The 20,951-nt window shown below is 28.3% G+C and carries 21 protein-coding genes; 17 read left to right on the top strand and 4 right to left on the bottom strand.

Annotated features, from left to right (window positions below):
* The first annotated feature begins 219 nt into the window (after positions 1-219).
* A complete protein-coding gene (locus ASHG_RS08645) occupies positions 220-1,614 on the top strand; it encodes a Na+/H+ antiporter NhaC family protein (RefSeq protein WP_040398881.1) in 1,395 nt (464 codons plus the stop codon).
* Here the strand turns inward: ASHG_RS08645 and ASHG_RS08640 are convergent.
* On the bottom strand, positions 1,577-2,494 hold the full coding sequence (locus ASHG_RS08640) for a LysR family transcriptional regulator (RefSeq protein WP_040398880.1): 918 nt from the start codon (positions 2,492-2,494) through the stop codon (positions 1,577-1,579). The two genes, ASHG_RS08645 and ASHG_RS08640, sit on opposite strands and share 38 nt — an antisense overlap.
* A gap of 90 nt (positions 2,495-2,584) precedes the next feature.
* Here ASHG_RS08640 and megL point away from each other — a divergent pair, with 90 nt between their 5' ends.
* Positions 2,585-3,775: a methionine gamma-lyase gene (gene megL, locus ASHG_RS08635; RefSeq protein WP_040398879.1), complete on the top strand. Its 1,191-nt coding sequence runs from the start codon at positions 2,585-2,587 to the stop codon at positions 3,773-3,775.
* A 719-nt stretch (positions 3,776-4,494) separates the two neighbouring features.
* On the opposite strand, the gene ASHG_RS08630 is transcribed toward megL, so the two are convergent.
* Positions 4,495-4,761, bottom strand: coding sequence for a hypothetical protein (locus ASHG_RS08630; protein WP_040398878.1), 267 nt, complete (start codon positions 4,759-4,761; stop codon positions 4,495-4,497).
* Between the two features lie 92 nt (positions 4,762-4,853).
* Here ASHG_RS08630 and ASHG_RS08625 point away from each other — a divergent pair, with 92 nt between their 5' ends.
* From ASHG_RS08625 to ASHG_RS08565, 13 genes are all read left to right on the top strand, one after another.
* Positions 4,854-5,582, top strand: coding sequence for a hypothetical protein (locus ASHG_RS08625; RefSeq protein ID WP_040398877.1), 729 nt, complete (start codon positions 4,854-4,856; stop codon positions 5,580-5,582).
* 152 nt (positions 5,583-5,734) lie between these two features.
* A complete protein-coding gene (locus ASHG_RS08620) occupies positions 5,735-6,970 on the top strand; it encodes a putative DNA modification/repair radical SAM protein (protein ID WP_040398876.1) in 1,236 nt (411 codons plus the stop codon).
* 4 nt (positions 6,971-6,974) lie between these two features.
* On the top strand, positions 6,975-7,715 hold the full coding sequence (locus ASHG_RS08615) for a TIGR03915 family putative DNA repair protein (protein ID WP_040398875.1): 741 nt from the start codon (positions 6,975-6,977) through the stop codon (positions 7,713-7,715).
* Entirely contained in the window at positions 7,705-7,950 is a 246-nt protein-coding gene (locus ASHG_RS08610; protein WP_040398874.1) for a hypothetical protein, read from the top strand. Before ASHG_RS08615 ends, ASHG_RS08610 begins: the two co-directional genes overlap by 11 nt.
* A gap of 8 nt (positions 7,951-7,958) precedes the next feature.
* Positions 7,959-8,225 carry a hypothetical protein gene (locus tag ASHG_RS08605; protein ID WP_040398873.1) on the top strand — a complete coding sequence of 89 codons (267 nt, stop codon included), beginning with the start codon at positions 7,959-7,961 and terminating at the stop codon, positions 8,223-8,225.
* 743 nt (positions 8,226-8,968) lie between these two features.
* On the top strand, positions 8,969-10,327 hold the full coding sequence (locus ASHG_RS08600; protein ID WP_040398872.1) for an ABC transporter substrate-binding protein: 1,359 nt from the start codon (positions 8,969-8,971) through the stop codon (positions 10,325-10,327).
* A 115-nt stretch (positions 10,328-10,442) separates the two neighbouring features.
* Positions 10,443-11,288 carry a carbohydrate ABC transporter permease gene (locus tag ASHG_RS08595; RefSeq protein WP_040398871.1) on the top strand — a complete coding sequence of 282 codons (846 nt, stop codon included), beginning with the start codon at positions 10,443-10,445 and terminating at the stop codon, positions 11,286-11,288.
* On the top strand, positions 11,288-12,124 hold the full coding sequence (locus ASHG_RS08590) for a carbohydrate ABC transporter permease (RefSeq protein WP_040398870.1): 837 nt from the start codon (positions 11,288-11,290) through the stop codon (positions 12,122-12,124). The genes ASHG_RS08595 and ASHG_RS08590 overlap by 1 nt, the downstream gene beginning before the upstream one ends.
* A gap of 4 nt (positions 12,125-12,128) precedes the next feature.
* Positions 12,129-13,160, top strand: coding sequence for a LacI family DNA-binding transcriptional regulator (locus ASHG_RS08585; protein WP_040398869.1), 1,032 nt, complete (start codon positions 12,129-12,131; stop codon positions 13,158-13,160).
* Positions 13,161-13,168: 8 nt separating this feature from the next.
* Positions 13,169-14,629 carry a 4-alpha-glucanotransferase gene (malQ, locus tag ASHG_RS08580; protein ID WP_040398868.1) on the top strand — a complete coding sequence of 487 codons (1,461 nt, stop codon included), beginning with the start codon at positions 13,169-13,171 and terminating at the stop codon, positions 14,627-14,629.
* Between the two features lie 51 nt (positions 14,630-14,680).
* The gene (locus tag ASHG_RS08575; protein ID WP_040398867.1) at positions 14,681-15,793 is read left to right on the top strand and encodes an ABC transporter ATP-binding protein; all 1,113 of its coding nucleotides are present in this window, start codon (positions 14,681-14,683) and stop codon (positions 15,791-15,793) included.
* 92 nt (positions 15,794-15,885) lie between these two features.
* Positions 15,886-16,665 carry a dimethylarginine dimethylaminohydrolase family protein gene (locus tag ASHG_RS08570; RefSeq protein WP_040398866.1) on the top strand — a complete coding sequence of 260 codons (780 nt, stop codon included), beginning with the start codon at positions 15,886-15,888 and terminating at the stop codon, positions 16,663-16,665.
* A gap of 209 nt (positions 16,666-16,874) precedes the next feature.
* Positions 16,875-18,236, top strand: a complete 1,362-nt coding sequence (locus ASHG_RS08565) for an MATE family efflux transporter (RefSeq protein ID WP_040398865.1) — start codon at positions 16,875-16,877, stop codon at positions 18,234-18,236.
* A gap of 276 nt (positions 18,237-18,512) precedes the next feature.
* On the opposite strand, the gene ASHG_RS08560 is transcribed toward ASHG_RS08565, so the two are convergent.
* Together ASHG_RS08560 and ASHG_RS08555 are read right to left on the bottom strand one after the other, a co-directional pair.
* Positions 18,513-19,166: an HAD family hydrolase gene (locus ASHG_RS08560; protein WP_040398864.1), complete on the bottom strand. Its 654-nt coding sequence runs from the start codon at positions 19,164-19,166 to the stop codon at positions 18,513-18,515.
* 16 nt (positions 19,167-19,182) lie between these two features.
* Positions 19,183-19,722: a GNAT family N-acetyltransferase gene (locus ASHG_RS08555; RefSeq protein ID WP_040398863.1), complete on the bottom strand. Its 540-nt coding sequence runs from the start codon at positions 19,720-19,722 to the stop codon at positions 19,183-19,185.
* 113 nt (positions 19,723-19,835) lie between these two features.
* On the opposite strand from ASHG_RS08555, the gene ASHG_RS08550 reads away from it, so the two are divergent.
* Positions 19,836-20,369 (top strand): chromate transporter, encoded by a 534-nt coding sequence (locus ASHG_RS08550; protein ID WP_040398862.1) that lies wholly within the window; start codon positions 19,836-19,838, stop codon positions 20,367-20,369.
* The gene (locus ASHG_RS08545; protein WP_040398861.1) at positions 20,362-20,922 is read left to right on the top strand and encodes a chromate transporter; all 561 of its coding nucleotides are present in this window, start codon (positions 20,362-20,364) and stop codon (positions 20,920-20,922) included. Before ASHG_RS08550 ends, ASHG_RS08545 begins: the two co-directional genes overlap by 8 nt.
* Positions 20,923-20,951: the final 29 nt, after the last annotated feature.

Below are 20,951 nucleotides of genomic sequence, written 5' to 3'. Positions count from 1 at the left end.
TGATTTAATTTAGTTTTATTATAAATTGTAAAATAAGTTACTTTGTATTGATAAAAGAAAAAAATTGATTTTAATATCCTCTTTATTTTGAAAAAATAGCCTTTCTAATGGATATAAGTTTTACTTATATAGATCATAATTTATATGTATTTTACGATGAATTTAAAATAATGTATTATAATCATGAAAACGTAATCATTTAAAAAAGGGGTGAATATTTTGAAAGAAAATGAAAGAATTTCTGGTAAAGCCTTAATTCCATTTTTAGTTTTTATAGTTGTGTACCTATTCACAGGTATAATGCTTCACTTAAGAGGAGTGGAAATGGCATTTTATCAATTGCCAGCACCTATAGCAGCCTTTGTTGGTATTATTAGTGCTTTTATTTTATTTGGTGGAAGTATTGATGATAAATTTGACAATTTAATTGAAGGTTGTGGCGATTCAAACATAGTTATAATGTGTTTGATATACATATTGGCAGGAGCTTTTTCAACTGTAGCATCAGCTTCAGGTGGAGTTGATTCTGTTGTAGGATTAGGTTTATCTTTTATACCAGCTAGATTTTTGACAGCAGGTGTATTTTTGATAGCTTGTTTTATATCTATAGCAACAGGTTCTTCAGTTGGAACTATAACAGCACTTGGTCCTATAGCTATAGGTCTTGCAACTTCAGGAGGAATAAAACTTCCCTTAATGCTTGGAGCCTTGGTAGGTGGATCTATGTTTGGTGATAACTTATCAGTAATTTCTGATACAACTATAGCTGCAACAAGAACTCAAAACTGTGATATGAAAGATAAGTTTAGGATGAATATAAAGCTAGCTCTTCCAGCTGGAATAATTACATTTATATTACTACTTATTTTTGGCGCTCCAGAATCTAGGCCTAGCCAAACTGCACTAAATTATGAAATAATTAAAGTTATTCCTTACTTATTTGTATTGGTTGTTGCTCTTATGGGAGTAAACGTCTTCTTGGTACTTACTGGTGGAATAGCACTTTCTGGTGTAGTTTTACTTATGAACAACGGATTTAATCTACTAGAACTTTCCCAAACAATGTGGGAAGGATTTACAGGAATGTTTGAAATATTCCTACTATCAATGTTGATTGGGGGTCTTTCCAATATGGTTACCAAAGAAGGTGGTATTAATTGGATTATTTCTAAAATTAAAAAATTTGCAAAAGGTGAAAAATCTGGAGAGTTTGGTATAGCTGCTCTAGTTTCTCTTGCAGATGTTGCAGTTGCAAATAATACTGTAGCAATTATAATTTCAGGACCAATTGCAAAGAAAATGTGCAACGAATATAAAATTGACCCTAGAAGATCTGCATCATTACTTGATACTTTTTCTTGTGTATTCCAAGGATTAGTTCCTTATGCAGCTCAAGTTTTGATAGCGGCAGGATTTACAAAAGGTGCAGTTGCACCATTCCAAATTATGCCATATTTCTGGTATCAATTTATTCTAGGAGCTATTTCTATAATATCAATTTATGTACCATTTACTAAAGCAAAAGATAAGTGGAATTTTAAATATGATATGCCAGAATCAAAATTAGCTGACCATTCTAAAAACTTGGGAGACAATGTAGAAGCTCAAGTTTAGTAAGGTCTAGGTATTCTTTACATAGTTTTGAAAGATTTCTAGAAGATTTGTAAACATAGCCTATATCCATAGACAAATTTTCAGGATTTTCAAGTTTAACAGTTTTTATGTTAGAAAATCCATTACTAGGGTGAAGGCATCCAGTTCCAACATTAAAAGAATTGGTATTTGATATAAGCCCTAAAGTTGTACCCCTATCTTGGGTGTAAATTACTTGTTTATGATTAGGCAAGTTTACAAATTCTTCTGGTAAAATTTGAGTATCATCTTGCTCATAAATTATCATAGGATAATCATAAAGATCAGAAATTTTTATTAAATTTTTATTTGCCAAAGGATGGTTTTTATTTATAAAAACATGAGGGATTACTTTGGCAATTGATACATATGTTAAAGACTTTTCTTTAAATAAATTAAAGATAGCTTCACTATAAGATTTGTTTATGTAAATGAAAGAAAGGTCTGAATAATCATTTTCAACATGATTAATAGCATGAAGGGAAGTCGTTTCCTTAAGGTAGAACTTAAAAGGAGAATCCTTATATTTTTCGATTAATTTCATAAAGGCAGATACAGCAAAATTAAAATGTTGACTTGAAATTCTAAGTTCGGAAATATCATTATTGTCAGAACAATATTGTCTTTGAATCTCCTTGTACTTGCCGATTAAATCTTGACATTTTATCAAATACTCAAGACCCTTGGCAGTAGTTTGAGTTCCACTTTGAGATCTTTGAAAAATTTTAAAGCCCAACTCTTTTTCAAGATCATTTATAGCCATAGAAATGGCAGGTTGGGAAGTATAGAGGTTTTTGGCAGCCTTTGAAATTGAGCCGGTTTTAGAAACTTCTATAGCATAATAGATTTTATTTAAATTCATAATATCTCCTTAAAGTATTTGGATATATTATATTAGATATTTATAAAAATAAAAGAGATAAAAAATAATAAAAAAGAAAGGATAAGAAATATGACAGAAAACAAAAAAAGATCATTTGCAACACAAACAATTCACGCAGGAGCGATGAAAGATACATATGGTTCATTAGGACTACCAGTTTATCAAACATCAACCTTTATTTTTGATAGCGCTGAACAAGGTGGAAGAAGATTTGCCCTAGAAGAAGAAGGTTTTATTTATTCAAGACTTGGAAATCCAACAAATGATGCCTTAGAAAAAAAACTTGCAGCTCTTGAAGGAGCAGAGGCAGCAGTATCAACATCATCAGGTATGGGAGCAATTACATCATCAATTTGGCCTTTTATAAAAGCTGGAGATCATATACTTGCTTGTGGAACACTTTATGGATGTACTTTTGCATTTTTAAATGAAATTCAAAAATTTAATATAGAAGTAGAATTTATAGATATGACAGATCTTGAAGAAGTAAAAAGTCATCTAAAAGAAAATACAAGAATAGTATATCTAGAAACACCAGCAAATCCAACCCTTGATATAATAGATATAGAAGAAGTTGTAAAACTTGCAAAGAAAAACTCAAAAGATACTATGGTAATAGCAGATAATACTTTTGCAACACCATATCTACAAAATCCATTAAAACTTGGAGTGGATATAGTAGTACATTCTGCAACTAAATATTTAAACGGCCATGGAGATGTAATAGCAGGATTTTCATGCGGTTCAAAAGAACTAATGACCCAAGTAAGACTAGTAGGACAAAAAGATTTTACAGGTTCAGTCCTATCTGCTCATGATGCATTTTTGATCTTTAGAGGAATGAAAACTCTAGAAGTTAGAATGAAACAACATATAGAAAATGCTAAAAAAGTAGTAGAAGCCTTACAAAAACACAAAAACGTAGAAAAAGTATACTATCCAGGTCTAGAAGATTTTAAAAACCACGAAGTTGCTAAAAAACAAATGAAAGATTATGGTGCAATGGTAACCTTTGAAGTAAAAGGTGGAATTGAATCAGGAAGAACAATAATGAATAATGTAAAATTATGCTCACTTGCTGTAAGTTTGGGAGATGCTGAAACATTAATAGAACACCCAGCAACAATGACCCATTCAACTTACACGGAAGAAGCTTTAAAAGAAGCAGGAATAGCACCAGGTTTAATAAGATTATCAGTAGGACTAGAAGATAGCGATGATATAATAGAAGATCTAAATCAAGCCTTAGACTTAATCTAAAATAAAAATTATCTCCCTTAACTGGGAGATTTTTTTATTTTTTAAAATAATATGTATGCTATTTTATTTAACTAAAATAAAAATTTAAAAAATTTATTAAAAAAATGTTTAGAATCGATTTCACAGGGTATCATTATAATAACAGAAGATAAGATCTTCTGATAGTCCACTAGCATAGGATTAAATAATAGGCTTAAGATTTATAGTAATTAGTAATATAGAAAAGTTTTAAACTATAAATTTATTTAGACTATAAGAATTTAAATGTATTTTAAATCTTAAATTTTTAATTAGAAACTTTACAATAGTGATGATTATTTAAAAAAAGAATTTGATTAAGGATTTCATAGAAAAAGTGGTGGAAATCAAGTGTAAAATAAAGCCATCTGACATTTTTCTAAAAGATTTATTTATGGTATAAATAAGAAAAAGCCAAGCGACAATTGAATAATGACAATTGAATAATAAAGTAAAAAAATGTTAGGAGGAAGTTTTCCCATAAAGTAAAAGATATACAAAACTGTCAATATGCCGAGATATTTAAATAAACTTTGAATGTATATTTAAATATGAAAAAAGAAAGGACATAAGCGTGATTGAACCAAAATCAGAAAGCTGTGCTAGTGGACATATAAAATAAATCGACTTTAAATTGTAAAGAAAGTTTAAAGTCGATTTTTTTGTGTTAAATTTTAAATATTTGTTTTGCAATTCAAAATTTATGATAATTTCTTCCTGTAGACAAGTTGATTGATCAAAAATAAAAAGGAAATTACAAAAAGATTTGTAAAAGAATCTGTATTATTTGTAAAAGGTAAAATAATATCAAGTAAAAGATATATTATAAAGGCCATTAGGGTATGAGAGCAGGTTTTATTAAAAATTTTCCTATCCCTATCATCACCAAAACTGAATTTTGACAATAAAAGGAAATTAACTATTGCACTTATTATTAAAATTACTATAAAAATCACTGTTGTTTTCATAAAAAATCCTTTCCTTTCCTTTTCTTTATTTATACAATATTATAGATAAAAAAATATGTCAAACTTAATTGTTTTAAAAGAAAGGGGATAAAATGAGAAATTTAACAAAAAAACAAATCCTTTACGACTTCGGTTTAGAAAATGATGATTTAGTTAAAAATAAAAATATTTTTTTAAATATGAAATATAAAAAAGAATCCTTGACCTACAATCTTTATCCAACTTCTATAATAGGATGTGGGAAAAATGTCCTTATAAAATCAGATAATAAGAAAATATTAGAAGAATTGAAAGATGAACTGGAAGATTTTCCATCAGAATGGTTTTTTGAATATGAAAATATTTATAAAATAGATAAAATTATTGGAAAATATGGTCAAAAAATTGTAAACTTTGGTCCAGTATTTGAGCCTAATAAAAATTTTAAAAAAATTCAAGGAGCTTTTAAATTTGAAAAAATCGACCTTAAAAATGCCGAAAAATACAAAAAATACAAATTTGTATTTGATTTTGATGACCCTTATTTTAATTCAAAATTTGCTTATGCCTATTATGATGATAAAAAATTAATAGGATTGGGATCTTTTAGCAAAAATTCTAAGTATTTTTGGGAATTTTCATGTCAAAAATTTTCCAAAGATCCAAAATATAAGAAAATTATGGCTTATATGTTAAACAATATGACCTATGAAATTTTAAAAAATAATAAAGAAATAATGCCAATTACAGCAAGTCAATTTTCCCACATAGATTCAATGAACCTATCCATAAATGCAGGCTATAGCCTTGCTTTTACTTTTATGTCAATCGATATAAAGTAGATTATGATAATATTACTAAAGCAATGATTAATTATTTGTAATTTTTAAATTTAAAACATTAAAGAGGCTTATGGACTCTATTTTTCTTGAAAGTTTAAAAAATTCCTATATAATTATAGGACAGTAAAAGTCTAAAATAGAAAGGGATAGCTATGGATATTTTGGAAAAATTAGAGATATTAACAGATGCTGCCAAGTATGATGTGTCTTGTTCATCTTCAGGATCGAATAGAAAAAATTCTTCAAAAGGATTGGGTAATGGTCATATTTCTGGGATTTGTCATTCTTGGAGCGAGGATGGAAGGTGTATTTCTCTTTTGAAAATTTTATTTACCAATAAGTGTGTGTATGATTGTGAATATTGTGTAAATAGGTCATCAAATGTCACAAAACGAGCAGAATTTACTCCAAGAGAAGTGGCTGATTTGACTATTAATTTTTATAGGAGAAATTATATAGAAGGTTTATTTTTATCATCAGGAATTATCAAAAATTCAAATTATACAATGGAGCTTTTGATAAAAACTGCAGATATTTTGAGAAATGATTATAATTATAATGGATATATACATATGAAATCTATACCTGGAGCTGATTCTGATTTAGTTAAAAAAATGGGGATTTTGGTTGATAGGATGAGTGTTAATGTTGAACTTCCATCAGACAATTCTCTAAAAATTTTAGCTCCCCAAAAATCTACCAAGGCTATAGAATCTTCTATGAATTTTGCCAAGGAAAAAATAATTCAAAGAAAAAATGAAATAAAATTGTATAGGCATACTCCAAAATTCCTCCCTGCAGGCCAAACTACTCAAATGATAATTGGAGCAGGAGGAGAATCTGATTTTGATATAGTAAATAGGGCAGAAAATTTATATAATTCTTATTCATTAAAAAGAGTTTTTTATTCAGCTTTTGTTCCTGTAGTAAAAAGTGAATTTACTAAAGATATTAAAAAAGCGCCTCTTTTAAGAGAACATAGACTCTACCAGGCTGATTGGCTTTTGAGATTTTATGACTTTAAATCTTCTGATTTATTAAATAATAAAAATAAAAACTTTGACCTAAGAATTGATCCAAAAACTAATTGGGCAATAAATAATATTGATAAATTTCCTATTGAAATAAATAAGGCAAGCTTTTCTGATTTAATAAAAATTCCAGGTATTGGAAGAATTTCAGCAAGAAAAATCATAAATGCAAGAAAATTCAGAAAACTTGAGTATTGGCATTTAAAAAAGTTGAATATTTCTGTAAAAAGAGCAAGAAATTTTATAACTGTAAATGGAAAATATCAAGGCTTTAAATTTAAAGATCAAAAAGATTTAAAAGATACTATGAGCCTTTCTGATCCTAAATCTTTTGAACAATTATCACTTTTTGGGTAAAAATATGAAAAATATTGTATATGATGGGTCACTTGAAGGATTTTTGACAGTAATTTTTATTTTTTATAAAGAACTTTTTAAAATTAGAATTGAATGTGAAAATAATCAAATTTCTTTTTTTGATCAGACTTTTATAAAAACTGAATATGATAAGGCAGGAAGGGTAGAAAATTCTATAAAGAAAAATATATCAAAAGAATTTTTTTATCAAATAAAAATAGCCTTTAGGTCAGATTATAAAAATAAGGACATAATAATTGCAAGGCTTATAAAACTCTCTTTTCTAAAAGGAGAAAATATTATAAATTCTACTAATAAATATGCTATAACTTTTAATAAAATGATAAAAAATTATACAAGCGAAGCTCATGCTTATAAGGGGCTATTGAGATTTAGAGAAATTCAAGAGGGATTTTTATTTTCTGAGTACGAATCCCACAATAATATTTTGGAAGATCTTTCTAGACATTTTCTAAGAAGAATGCCCAAGGAAAAATTTATTATTTACGATAAAAATAGAAAAAAAGCATTTATTTCAATTTATGGAAATGTAGAAGTTGTAGAAATTTTAAATCTCGATATAGAAGAAAGTGACCAAGAGAAATTTTTTCAAAATCTTTGGATAGGATTTTATGATGCAATTTCTATAAAAGAGCGAAAAAATAAAAAACTTATGATTTCAAATATGCCAAAAAAATATTGGAAATATTTGCCAGAAAAAAACAGGAGGAGAAATGAAAAATAATATTTCAGATTATCAAATTATTGGAGGAGTAATAGCATATATTATAGTTATGATAATTTCATGGTTAAAAAAACTTCCTACAAATGCTCCAAATGCAATATTTACGGCAATTGTATTTAGTGGGATGATTTATAAAATATTTATTAAAAAAGAAAAAAATAATATGTTTTTTAATATTTTAACTATGATAGGGTCATTTATTTTGATGATTGTAAGTTTTTTGGAAATGCTTTAGGAGAAAATATGAAAAAAAGACCAGAAATTTATATATTTTTATTTGCTATAATAATTTTGATAATTTCAATAATTGTCCCATATGAGTCAATGGAATTTATATTTGGTAAAGGACTTAGACCCTTAGGATTTACAAGTTTATATTTGTGTCCTATATGTGGGATTATAGGATCAATTTTTTCTGTAAAAAATAAAAATTATGTATTTTTGTTTTTAAATATCTTGTTAATATTTACCTTTTTCTTTACAAATATAATTGGATATATGGTTTACTAATTTTATGAGCAAGAAATTTATTTTTTGATATTATTTACTTAAAAATAAAGACCTTAGGGTCTTTCAGAGCGTAGACAAACCCTCAATCACGAATATCTGACTCCAAAAATTGTTGATTTCTAAATTTGACATTCTAAAATCGCAAACTCGCTAACGCGAGGACAGATAAATAGCTTAAAATTGTGCCAGTGGCACGATTTTAATATTTATCCCTCGGAATAAAACGAGGAATTAAAATTTAATTGAATTTAATTTATTAAAAAAATAATCATAGCTTTAAATTTTAGAGTGCGATTTTTGACGAATTTTCAAATTTGAAATCAAATCAATTTTTTCCGAATGATATTCTTAGCATGAGGATTTATATACTTTGTCAACAGTATGAAAGACTTTAGGGTCTTTTTTATTTTGGGAAAATGTTATAATTTTTGTATTTTTATAGTAAAAAACTTTGAAAAACTAAAAATATTTTTTTGGAAAAATACAAATGTTTCTTAAAAGATTTAAAAATAAAGAAGTAAAGGATGATTATATTTTAAGAATAATTAATTAAAAGCTTGATTTTTATTTTTTTATATGATATAGTGAATTTACGGAAACGGTACCGAAAATAGTTTGCATAAAATGCTTCTAAGTTATAGGGATTTTAAAATTTAAAATTATTAAATTAAATTCATAGTTTTAGCTATTATTTTAAAAATATTTTTGGTGTACGGGAAAATTAAAAATGGAGGAATTTTTTTATGAAATTTAAGAAAACGTTATTAACAACAGCCTTGCTTCTTGCAACATCTTTAACTCTCACATCCTGTGGGCAAAAAAAGGATGCTGATAATACTTCTAACCAAGCAAGTGGTGAAAGTGCAAAAGGTTCAGTTTATTATTTAAATTTCAAACCAGAAGTTGAAAAAGTTTGGAATGAGATTGCAAAAACTTATACTGATGAAACAGGTGTTCCTGTAAAAGTTGTTACTGCTGCAAGTGGTACTTACGAAAAAACTTTGAAGGCAGAAATTACAAAATCTGATGCCCCTACTCTTTTTCAAATTAATGGACCTATTGGATATCAAAACTGGAAAGATTATACAAAAGATTTGAAGGATTCTGAACTTTATAAACATCTTATAGACAAAGAACTTGCTGTTAAGGATGGAGAAGGTGTTTTTGGTATTCCTTATGTTGTTGAAGGATATGGACTTATCTATAACGATGCAATTTTACAAAAATATATAAAACTTGACGGCGCAAAAATTAAAAGTGTTGATGAAATTAATGATTTTGAAAAATTGAAAGAAGTTGCTGAGGATATGCAAGAAAAAAAAGCTGACCTTGGTATTGACGGAGCTTTCGCTTCTACTTCCTTAAAACCGGGTGAAGATTGGAGATGGCAAACTCATCTTGCAAATTTACCAATTTATTATGAATATAAAGACAATAAAGTAAAGGATATGGATGAAGTTAAATTTAAATATGCGAAAAATTATAAAAATATTTTCGATCTTTATATAAATAATTCTACAGTAGAAAAAAATGCTTTGACAGGAAAATCAGTTACAGATTCTATGGCTGAATTTGCTCTTGAAAAAGCTGCATTTGTTCAAAACGGAAACTGGGCATGGAGCCAAATTTCAGAAGTTTCTGGAAATAAAGTTAAGGAAGAAAATATTAAATTCTTACCAATTTATACAGGAGTTAAAGGCGAAGAAAAACAAGGTATTTGTGTTGGTACTGAAAACTTCTTCTCAATAAATTCAAAAGCTAGTGAAAAAGATCAAAAAGCTACAGAAGAATTTTTGAAATGGCTATTTACATCTAAAAAAGGAAAAGAATTTGTAACAAAAGATCTTGGATTTATTTCACCATTTGATACATTTAAAGAAACTGATCAACCATCAGATCCTCTTGCTAAGGAAGTTGTAAAATATATGTCAGATGAAGACTTATATAATATTGATTGGAATTTCACATCATTCCCAAGTCAAGCATTTAAGGATTTCTTTGGTCAAGCTTTAGGTCAATATGCATCTGGAGAAATGAAATGGGACCAAGTAAAAGATTCTTTCGTTGAGTCTTGGAAAGATGAAAAAGCAGCTCAAAAATAAAGCTTAAAAGATAATTTTAATTAATCTATCCTAATAAAAAGTCTGAATGTATGAAAATTTTATAAGTTCTACATTCGGACTTTTTTTAAAAAACAAATCCATAAAGGAGGTTTTTATGGAAAAAATATTGAAAAAATATTTCCCATTTTTTGTCTTACCTACTTTTTTAGTTTTTTGTATAGTTTTTATTATTCCATTTATTTTAGGAATTGGTTTATCCTTTACAAAATTCACTACAATTTTTAATTCCGAATTCGTAGGTTTTCAAAATTATATAACAGCTCTTTCAAGTGGACAAAGATTTGGTAAGGCCTTTGTATTTACAATAATTTTTACAATAATTTGTGTTATTTCTATTAATGTTTTGGCATTTGCACTTGCTGTTATTCTTACACGAAAAATTAGAGGGAAAAATTTATTTAGGACTGTATTTTTCATGCCTAATTTAATCGGTGGAATAGTCCTTGGTTATACATGGCAAGTTATGATCGATTCATTTTTATTAAAATTTGGTCAAACACTTTTGGCAAATCCTAAATTTGGTTTTTGGGGCTTGGTAATTCTTATGAATTGGCAATTGATTGGCTATATGATGGTAATTTATATAGCAGGCCTTCAAAATGTGCCACCTGCTTTGATAGAAGCTGCAGAAATTGATGGAGCAAGTAAATGGCAAATTTTAAAATCAATCACAATTCCAATGGTAATGCCATCAATTACAATTTGTACATTTTTAACCCTTACAAATAGTTTCAAATTATACGACCAAAACCTTGCTTTAACTGCAGGAGCTCCAATGTATAAAACTGAAATGCTTGCTATGAATATAGTTGATACAATGTTTTCAAGAAATGGATTTGAAGGAGTTGGACAAGCAAAGGCCGTAATATTTTTTATAATTGTAGCCTTTATAGCTTATCTTCAAATCAAACTTACTAGAGAAAAAGAGGTGGAACAATAATGAAAGAAAAAACTATAAATGCAATTTTGTTTGTAATAATGTTGTTTCTACTTTTTATTTTCCTATTTCCAATTGGTTTTATTTTAATAAATTCTTTTAAGGGAAAATTTTTTATAAGTGATTCACCATTTACCCTTCCTACAGGAGAATCTTTTGCAGGTCTTGAAAATTATATTTCTGGTCTTGCAAGAACAGGATTTTTCCAAGCAGCAGGTTGGTCATTTTTTATAACAATAGTCTCAGTTGCAGTTGTTGTACTTTTTTCAGCAATGACAGCTTATTATTTAACTAGAGTAAAAAATAAATTTACAAAAATAATTTATTATTTATTTGTATTTTCAATGATAGTTCCATTCCAAATGGTTATGTTTCCAACAATAAAAGTTGCAGATATGCTTCATTTAAATAATCCTATTGGTATGGTTATTTTGTATTTGGGATTTGGAAGTGGACTTTCAGTATTTATGTTTTCAGGATTTATAAAATCAATTCCAATAGAAATCGAAGAAGCATCAATGATAGATGGATGTTCGCCAATAAAGCATTTCTTTTATATTATTCTTCCTATTTTAAAACCAACAGCAATTACAGTTGCAATATTAAATACAATGTGGATTTGGAATGATTATCTTCTTCCATATCTTGTAATAGGAGTAAGTACACCATATAAAACTATTCCAGTTGTAATCCAAATGCTTGTTGGAAGTAATGGAAATAAAGATTTGGGAGCAATGATGGCTATGCTTGTATTATCAATGTTACCTGTAATAGTATTTTATTTAACTATGCAAAAACATATTGTAAAAGGAGTTGCTGCTGGAGCTATAAAAGGATAAAAAAGTGAAAAGAGTAACCATAAAAGAAATAGCATCTTTGTGTGGAGTAAGTGTTAGCACAGTTTCAAGAGCTATCAATAATGGTGGGGAAATTAGTGAAAAAACTAGAAAAAAAATTATTAAAACAATAAATGAAGTTGGTTACGTTCCAAATCAAAATGCTAGAAACTTAAAAATAACAAAAACAAAAACCATAGCTGTCCTAATTAAAGGAATTACCAATCCATTTTTTACTCCCATGCTAAAAGTTCTTGAAGAAGAAATTACAAAAAAAGGCTACACTTTTGCCCTACAAAAGGTAGAAGAGAATTCAAACGAGGTTGAAATTGCCCATAAGGTTGTAAAAAATCTAAAACCTGAGGGGATAATATTTTTGGGTGGATATTTTGTAAATGATAGGAAAAGTTTAAAAGCTCTAGATATTCCTTTTACAATGACAACAATAATAAATAAGGATTTAGAAATTAACAGGTCAGCTTGCTTAGGCATAGATGATTTTATTCAAAGCGAAAAAATAGTAAAATATTTGATAAGTCTCGGCCACAAAAAAATCGCCTTCATTGCACCAAGAACAGACGATGAAAGTATAGGAAAGTTAAGGCTTATGGGTTACAAAAAAGCACTTGAAGATGAAGGCTTAAAATTTGATGAAAATTTAATTTTTTCTCCCAAAAAAGGAGTAAATCCTTATTCCCTAGAACATGGATACGAGATTGGTAAAAAAATTGTCAAAGAAAATGTAGATTGTACAGCGATTTTTGCCATATCAGATACGGTTGCCATTGGAGCAATTAAGGCCATAGATGATTTTGGAAAAAAAGTACCAGAAGATTATTCAATTGTAGGTTTTGATGGAATAGAAATGAACAAATATTTATTAAAACCAATCACAACAATTATCCAGCCAGCATCAGAAATTGCCTATAAGTCTGTAAAAGATTTATTTAAAATAATAAATAAAAAAGAATATGAAAAGATAACAAAATTTGATGCGAAATTATATATAGGAAAAACAACAAAAGAAATAGTTAGTTAGGAGTAAAAATGAAAAAAGCAGGTATTTTATTACCACTTCAAAGTCTAAACGGTGAACATGGGGTTGGAGATTTTGGAAAAAAAGCATATGAATTCATAGATATAATAAAAAAGTCGGGATTTGATATGTGGCAAATTTTGCCTTTAAATCCCTTGGGCTATGGAAATTCTCCCTACCAACCATATTCCTCATTTGCTGGAGATGAAATTTATATAAGTCTAGAACTTTTACATGAAGATGGACTTCTTTGTGAAAATCCACCTAAAATTGAACAAAAAGATATAATAGACTATAACTTTGTTCGCGAATTTAAGGGAAAATATTTGAAAATTGCCTATGAAAATTTCAAAAAAAATAGGGGATATGAAGATGAATCTTACAAAGAATTTTTAAAATTTGATTTTGTCTATAATTATGGAGTTTTTATCACTCTAAAAAAAGAAAATGGCTTAAAATCTTGGAATGAGTGGCCAGATGAGATGAAAAATTGGATTGTTGATAAAAAATTCGATTTGGCCCCTTACCAAGATAAAATTAATTATGAAATTTTTATCCAATATGTTTTTTACAAACAATGGATGGATTTAAAGGCTTATGCCAACAAAAACCAAATAAAAATTGTAGGAGATATTCCATTTTATGTTGGACTTGATAGCCTTGATGTTTGGGAAAATCAAAAATATTTCCAAATAACAAAAGAGGGAAATCCAAAATCAATAGCAGGAGTTCCACCAGATAATTTTTCAGCAACAGGACAAAGATGGGGAAATCCAATTTATAATTGGGAAAAAATAAAAGAAGATGATTATTCATTTTGGATTAATAGACTTGCCTATAACGGAAAACTTTACGATATAGTAAGACTTGATCACTTCAGAGCCTTTGATACCTATTGGGTTATTGATGCAAAAGAAGAAACGGCAATCAAAGGAAAGTGGCTTCTTGCACCAGGCTATGAATTATTTGAAAAAGTAAAAAAGGAATTAAAAGATGTAGAATTTATAGCAGAAGATTTGGGAGAAATAAGACCAGAAGTTTATGAACTTAGAGATTATTTTGACCTAAAAGGCATGGTTATAATCCAAGAATTTTTAAAACCAAAAGAAGAAGAATATATTTATGCCCCAAAAAATTCAGTAGCCTACACAGGAACTCACGACAACAAGACCTTAATGGATTGGTATGAGGGATTGAGTGAAGGAAGAAGAGAAGATATAAGAAAATTATTTGAAAAACTTGGTATAAAAAACAAAAATACAGCAGAAGATTTTTTTGAATTTGCCATGAGAAGAGATAGTGAATATGTAATAATTCCTCTCCAAGATATTTTGGGCTTGGGAGATGAAGCGAGAATCAACACTCCAGCAACTTTAGACGATAAAAACTGGTCCTTCAAATTCACTTCAATGGAAAATTTAAAAGAAAAAGAAGAATTTTTGAAAAAAATTATAGAAAAAAATAGGAAATGAATTCGAAATATTAAAATTTACCCTGTAGATTCTAATATTAAAGGAGAAAAAATGGCAAATTTAAGTTTGAAAAATATAAATAAAATTTACGACAACGGCTTTCACGCTGTCAAAGATTTTAATATGGAAATAGAAGATAAGGAATTTATAATTTTCGTTGGCCCATCAGGATGTGGAAAATCCACGACTTTGAGGATGATTGCAGGACTAGAAGAAATTAGTTCTGGAGAATTAAAAATAGACGACAAAGTTGTAAATGATGTTTTACCAAAAGATAGGGATATAGCCATGGTTTTTCAAAACTATGCCCTCTATCCGCACATGACAGTTTATGATAATATGGCATTTTCTCTAAAAATCAAAAAAATGCCAAAAGACGAAATTGACAAAAAAGTAAAAGAGGCTGCCCAAATTTTGGGAATAGAAAATTTATTAAAGAGAAAACCAAAACAATTATCGGGTGGTCAAAGGCAAAGAGTTGCCATGGGACGAGCTATTGTTAGAAATCCAAAGGTATTTTTGATGGATGAGCCTTTAAGTAACTTGGATGCTAAACTTAGGGTTCAAATGAGAATAGAAATTTCAAAACTCCACCAAAAATTGGGAACTACAATGATTTATGTAACCCATGACCAAACAGAAGCAATGACACTTGGAACAAGAATCGTTGTAATGAAAGACGGAGTAGTTCAACAAATTGATACCCCACAAAACCTTTACGACCACCCAAAAAACTTATTTGTGGCAGGATTTATAGGCTCTCCTCAAATTAATTTGATTGATGTAGAAGTTTTAAAGGAAGATGATGGAATTTATGTAAAAAATGATTACATCAAATTAAAACTTCCAGAAGAAAAAGGCCGTGTCCTTGAAGATAAAAACTATATAGGAAAAAAAGTTGTTTTTGGAATAAGACCAGAATCTTTATATGATGATGACGATTATTTAGAAAAAACAGATAAAGGATCAATAATTGAAGCTCCAATAAGAGTTTATGAACTAATGGGAGCAGAAGTTTATTTATATTTTGACCTTGGTGATGATCAAATAACAGCAAGAGTAAAACCTTCAACAAAAGCAAAAGTTGGAGAAAAAAGAAAATTCGCATTCGATATGGAAAAATCTTATTTATTTGATAAAGAAAGTTCATTGATAATAGAATAAATTAAACGCTCTATAAAAGGGCGTTTTTTAATAAAATAATTTTGTAGAGACAAAAAATAATTATTTGAAAATAAAAAAATAGAGGTGTATCAATGTTAGAATTTAAAAATGCTATTGTAAGAAAACCATGTAAGGCTATGATTGAAGGAATTTCTACTGGGATGTTTTCCGAGGAGGCTCCTATTTATGAAGATTCTTTGAAACAACATGATGGGTATGTTAAAACTTTGGAAGATTTGGGTCTTGATGTTTTGGTTTTGAAAGCTTTGGAAGAATATCCTGATTCATGTTTTGTTGAAGATCCAGCTGTAGTTATGAAAGAATGTGCAATTGTTACTAATTCTCCTAGAGAAAGCCGTAATGGTGAAAAACATGAAATTATTGAACCTTTGAAAAAATTCTATAATGACGATCAAATTTTTTATATCGAAGCTCCAGGAACTATGGAAGGTGGAGATGTAATGTTGGTTGATAAACATTTTTATATTGGACAATCTGAAAGAACAAATGCTGAAGGAGCTAGACAATTTGATGAAATTGTTAAGAAATTTGGATATACTACTTCTACAGTTGAAGTTACTGAAGGTCTTCATTTAAAAGATTTTGCAATTTATTTAGAAAATAATAATATGTTAGTAAGTGAAAAAATGAATGAAGTAGAAGATTTTCAAAAATTTAATAGATATGTTGTTGAAAAAGATGAATTATATGCGATTAATTCCTTATATATTAATGGAACTGTTATGGTACCAAAGGGATTTCCAAAAACTCTTGAACATATAAAATCTTTAGGATATCCTGTAAAAGTTGTAGATACAGATGAGTTTAAAAAAATTGATGGAAGTTTAACCTGCTTATCATTGAGATTCTAGTAAAAATACTTGGCTGCAAAATATGAAAAATATTTTGCAGCTTTTTTATTTTGCAAATTTTAATTTTTGATTTTTTTATTATTTAAAATTTTTCTTATTTTGATAAATATTGACAATTTAATTTATTTTTTGTAAAATTTAGGAGATTATAATGGATTTATTTATTTTTTAGCTTTAATAAGGTGATTTAAATAAGGAAAGGAGTTTTTATGGAGAAAAGAAAAAGTATTGATCTAACAAAAGATAATATTAGAAAGTCTTTGATAATTTTATCTATACCTTTGACTCTTACAGCTTTTGTCCAAATTGCATACACCTTGGTCGATATGGTGTGGATTGGAAGAATTGGTTCAAATGCTGTTGCTGCTGTTGGAGTTTCTTATTTTTTGGCTTGGATTGCAGAGGCTTTATCTTTGATTGCAAAGATTGGCGGAGGGGTTTATGCTGCCCAAGCTTATGGTAGAAAAGATAAAAAACTTACGTCTTTGATTCTTCAAAATGGATATTTTCAGGGATTTATAACATCAATTATTTACATATCTTTGATTTTGACTTTTAAAACTTATATTATTGATTTTTATAAGCTTGGAAAGGAAGTTTCTTATTTTGCTAACCAATATCTTTCTATTACTACTTTAGGTTACTTGTTTGTTTTTTTAAATCCTATTTTCTCCCAATCATTTTACTCAATTGGTGAGAGTGTGACTCCTTTTAAAATAAATACTATTGGTCTTGTTCTTAATATTATTTTGGATCCTCTTTTTATTTTTGGCTTTGGACCAATTCCAGCTATGGGAATAAGAGGAGCAGCAATTGCAACTGTTACAGGTCAAGCTACTGTATTTTTAATTTTTTTATTTGTGATGAGAAGAAAAGAGGGAGTTATTAAAAATTCTTTAGAAAACTTTACTTTATCTACAAAATGGCAAAAAAGAATTTTTAAACTAGGTCTTCCTGTTTCTTTTATTAATGGGATTCATGCTATAATAACTATAGTTTTGAATAAACTTATGGCAGGATTTGGACCAAAGCCAGTTGCTGTTTATTCAATAGGAAGTCAATTAGAATCTATTTCTTGGAAAACAACCGAAGGTTGTCAATCTGTAGTTCAATCTTTGATTGCTCAAAATTATGGTGCAGGTCTTGTTGATAGGGTAAAAAAAGGCGTGAAAGAAAGTTTGAAACTTGTTGGAACAATCGGACTTATTGCTACAATTATTCTTTTTTGCTTTAGAAATTCTTTGTTTAAAGTTTTTGTGCCAGGCGATATTGAAACAATTAATTTGGGGGCAAAATATTTGGCTATTCTTTCAGCAAGCCAATTAATGATGTCGTTAGAAATTGGTTCTACTGGAGTTTTTCAAGGTTTATCTGATACAAGAACTCCATCTGCTATTTCTGTAATTTTTAATGCGGCAAGAATTCCAATCTCATTTTTATTAATTCCATATTTTGGGGTTTTGGGAATCTGGCTATCAATGACTATAACCTCAATAATAAAAGGAATACTTTCTTTATTTTTACTCAGAAAGAAGATGAAAAAGAATTTGAAGTTTGCAGAGTTTAGATAAAAAAAACCACCGTTTTGTGATTCAGATTTTATACTTTGTTAAAAGTCAGAATCATGATTTTGGTGGTTTTTGAGTTTGTATAAAGTTAGTTGTTTAATTAATAAATGAATTAATAAAAAAACAATACAAAACCCATATCGAGCGAAGTCGAGATATCTCAAGAAAACTCTAAGCTTCTTATATACAACAAATTTATAAATTACTAAAATGGGCTTTGTTTAGATAGTTTAAATATGAATTTTATTTTTTTACATTAATAGTAACTTTTGCTGGATTTTATAAATTTTTGATTTTTTCCATATCTATATCTTTGATATTATCGAGAATTATATCGGCTTCTTTTTTTATTTCTTCCCATTCATTTTGGTTATAAGGGAAATCTTTTATTCCTACTGTTTTTATTCCGAGTTTTTTTGCAGCTTTTATAGCATAAAGGGCGTCATCAAACAAAACAGCATCTTTTGCTTTTATATTATATTTATCAAGGGCGTTTTGCCAATATCCATTTTCATTTTTTTTGAAACCAATGCTATCTGGAGTTTGGATAAAATCAAATAAATTAAAAAGATCTAATCTATTTAGGGCGTTTTCTAAGTGAACTTTGTCAGTTGATGAACAAATGCACATATCATAGCCTTCGTTTTTTAATTTTCTTAAAATTTCACAAGCACCAATTTTTGGCATAAGTGAATTTTTGTAAGCTTTAGAAATTGTATCTGAAAAATAATTTATTAAATCTTCTTCACTTTTTTCTGGACATACATTTTTATTTAGCCACCTAATAGTATCAATAAAAGATAAGGATTCAATTTGTCCTTTTTGTTCGGTTGTTAGTTTAAAATTATAATGATCCAACAATTTCCCAATTGGTTCTAGCCATATATGCATAGAATCTAGAATAGTTCCGTCACAATCAAATAATAATTTCATAAAATCTCCTTAAGATTTAAGTAAGTTTAATGTTTTCTTCAATGTAAGCTTTTGGAAAAATTGAAGTCAATAAGTCTATGTAGTGGTTAAAATTAATAGTCTTATTAAGGCTCATTAATTCAAGATCAACCCCAAACCAAGAAATATTTATGTCAGTTTGCCTAAAACCAAGGTTTTCATAAAATTTCTTTCTTTTTTGTCTTTGCAAAAGATTATTAGCTTCATTTATACATGGTTCAATTTCGATAATTATAGTTTTATTTTCCATCTTATTTAAAAGTTCAATAGCTTTTGAACCAAGGCTTAAACCTCTGTAATCACTTTTTATTGCAAAATAATCAATCAAAAGCGTATTATCGCCATCTGAATCAAGGGTTATAAACATTCCAACGAATTCATCATCCATTAAAATTGGAATAATTCTTCCGTAACCATTTTGGCAAACTTTTATAATTTGATCCATTGGTTTTCTTTCAGCTTTTGGAAAAGCTTCTATATATAAATCATTAATTTCATTTAAATACTTTAAGTAGGAGTTAGATAAAGTTAAATTCATAAAAATCCTTTCGTTTTTCGCTATAAAAATTATTATACTAATAAAAAGGCTCTATTCAAGCGATTTAGCCAATCTCATCCCTTGTGCTATAATAAATTAAAAGGAGAATTAAAATGAAAATATTATTAGATCTTTACATAACATTTTTTAAAATAGGTGCTTTTACCTTTGGAGGAGGTTATGCCATGCTTCCACTTTTACAAAGGGAATTGGTTGATAAAAGAAAGTGGATTACAGAAGAAGAAATGCTAGATTATTATGCGATTGGACAAACAACACCTGGAATAATTGCAGTAAATACTTCAACATTTTGTGGGAGAAAAAGAAAAGGAAATTTGGGAGGGATATTTGCCTCCTTTGGTTTTATCACCCCATCAATAATAATCATCACCCTTATTGCAAATTTTTTAAAAGAATTTTCCTATTTATTAATCATCCAACACGCCTTTGCTGGAATTAGAATTGCAGTTTCAGCCTTAGTTTTAAATACAGTAATAAATATGGTAAAAAAAACATCTAATACAAAAACAAAAATTTTAATATTTGTACTAACTTTTGTAGCAATAGGAATTTTTTCAATTTCACCCATAATTATCGTTATAGCTTGTGGGATTTTTGGAATTCTTTTTGGAGGAAAATATGCTTAGCTTGATGTGGGAATTTTTCAAAACTGGACTTTTTGCAATAGGAGGAGGAATGGCAACTTTTCCTTTCTTGCAAAAAATGGCAGAAAATTATGATTGGTTTACAAGCGAAGAATTATTGGATATGATTGCAGTTTCGGAATCGACTCCCGGGGCAATAGGGATAAATGCAGCAAGTTTTGCAGGATACAAAGCCTATGGAATCGTTGGGGCAATTCTTGCAACTTTTTCATTAATAAGTCCTGCAATAATAATAATTTTAATAATAGCAAAATCTATGGATAAATTTAAAAGATCTCTTAGGGTAAAAAATGCCTTTGAATTTATAAGACCATCAACAGCAGGACTAATTTTGGGAGCTATGTTAAATGTAATGGTAATTTCTTTATTTAATGTAAAATTATATGAAAAAACGGGAAATTTCCTAGATTTATTTCAATTAATCCAACTTGTTTTGTTTTTGGGATTTTTATTTTTATTAAGAAAATATAAAAAAATCCATCCACTATTAATAATAGGTATGGGAGCTTTGTTTGGTGTTATTTTTAAATTATAAAATTGTATCTAAAAAGCAGGAAATTTTCA

It is taken from the genome of Anaerococcus senegalensis JC48 (assembly GCF_000321005.1).
In the GTDB taxonomy this organism is placed as follows: Bacteria; Bacillota; Clostridia; order Tissierellales; family Peptoniphilaceae; genus Anaerococcus; species Anaerococcus senegalensis.
The sequence above is the reverse complement of the archived record's forward strand: the minus strand, read 5'-3'. Positions and strand labels throughout refer to the sequence as shown.

Bases quoted from the DNA above. Each gene is read 5' to 3' on its own strand.
- ASHG_RS08640 (WP_040398880.1), bottom strand. From the start codon at position 2,494: ATGAATTTAAATAAAATCTATTATGCTATAGAAGTTTCTAAAACCGGC.
- megL (WP_040398879.1), top strand. From the start codon at position 2,585: ATGACAGAAAACAAAAAAAGATCATTTGCAACACAAACAATTCACGCA.
- ASHG_RS08630 (WP_040398878.1), bottom strand. From the start codon at position 4,761: ATGAAAACAACAGTGATTTTTATAGTAATTTTAATAATAAGTGCAATA.
- ASHG_RS08625 (WP_040398877.1), top strand. From the start codon at position 4,854: ATGAGAAATTTAACAAAAAAACAAATCCTTTACGACTTCGGTTTAGAA.
- ASHG_RS08620 (WP_040398876.1), top strand. From the start codon at position 5,735: ATGGATATTTTGGAAAAATTAGAGATATTAACAGATGCTGCCAAGTAT.
- ASHG_RS08615 (WP_040398875.1), top strand. From the start codon at position 6,975: ATGAAAAATATTGTATATGATGGGTCACTTGAAGGATTTTTGACAGTA.
- ASHG_RS08610 (WP_040398874.1), top strand. From the start codon at position 7,705: ATGAAAAATAATATTTCAGATTATCAAATTATTGGAGGAGTAATAGCA.
- ASHG_RS08605 (WP_040398873.1), top strand. From the start codon at position 7,959: ATGAAAAAAAGACCAGAAATTTATATATTTTTATTTGCTATAATAATT.
- ASHG_RS08600 (WP_040398872.1), top strand. From the start codon at position 8,969: ATGAAATTTAAGAAAACGTTATTAACAACAGCCTTGCTTCTTGCAACA.
- ASHG_RS08595 (WP_040398871.1), top strand. From the start codon at position 10,443: ATGGAAAAAATATTGAAAAAATATTTCCCATTTTTTGTCTTACCTACT.
- ASHG_RS08590 (WP_040398870.1), top strand. From the start codon at position 11,288: ATGAAAGAAAAAACTATAAATGCAATTTTGTTTGTAATAATGTTGTTT.
- malQ (WP_040398868.1), top strand. From the start codon at position 13,169: ATGAAAAAAGCAGGTATTTTATTACCACTTCAAAGTCTAAACGGTGAA.
- ASHG_RS08575 (WP_040398867.1), top strand. From the start codon at position 14,681: ATGGCAAATTTAAGTTTGAAAAATATAAATAAAATTTACGACAACGGC.
- ASHG_RS08570 (WP_040398866.1), top strand. From the start codon at position 15,886: ATGTTAGAATTTAAAAATGCTATTGTAAGAAAACCATGTAAGGCTATG.
- ASHG_RS08565 (WP_040398865.1), top strand. From the start codon at position 16,875: ATGGAGAAAAGAAAAAGTATTGATCTAACAAAAGATAATATTAGAAAG.
- ASHG_RS08560 (WP_040398864.1), bottom strand. From the start codon at position 19,166: ATGAAATTATTATTTGATTGTGACGGAACTATTCTAGATTCTATGCAT.
- ASHG_RS08555 (WP_040398863.1), bottom strand. From the start codon at position 19,722: ATGAATTTAACTTTATCTAACTCCTACTTAAAGTATTTAAATGAAATT.
- ASHG_RS08550 (WP_040398862.1), top strand. From the start codon at position 19,836: ATGAAAATATTATTAGATCTTTACATAACATTTTTTAAAATAGGTGCT.
- ASHG_RS08545 (WP_040398861.1), top strand. From the start codon at position 20,362: ATGCTTAGCTTGATGTGGGAATTTTTCAAAACTGGACTTTTTGCAATA.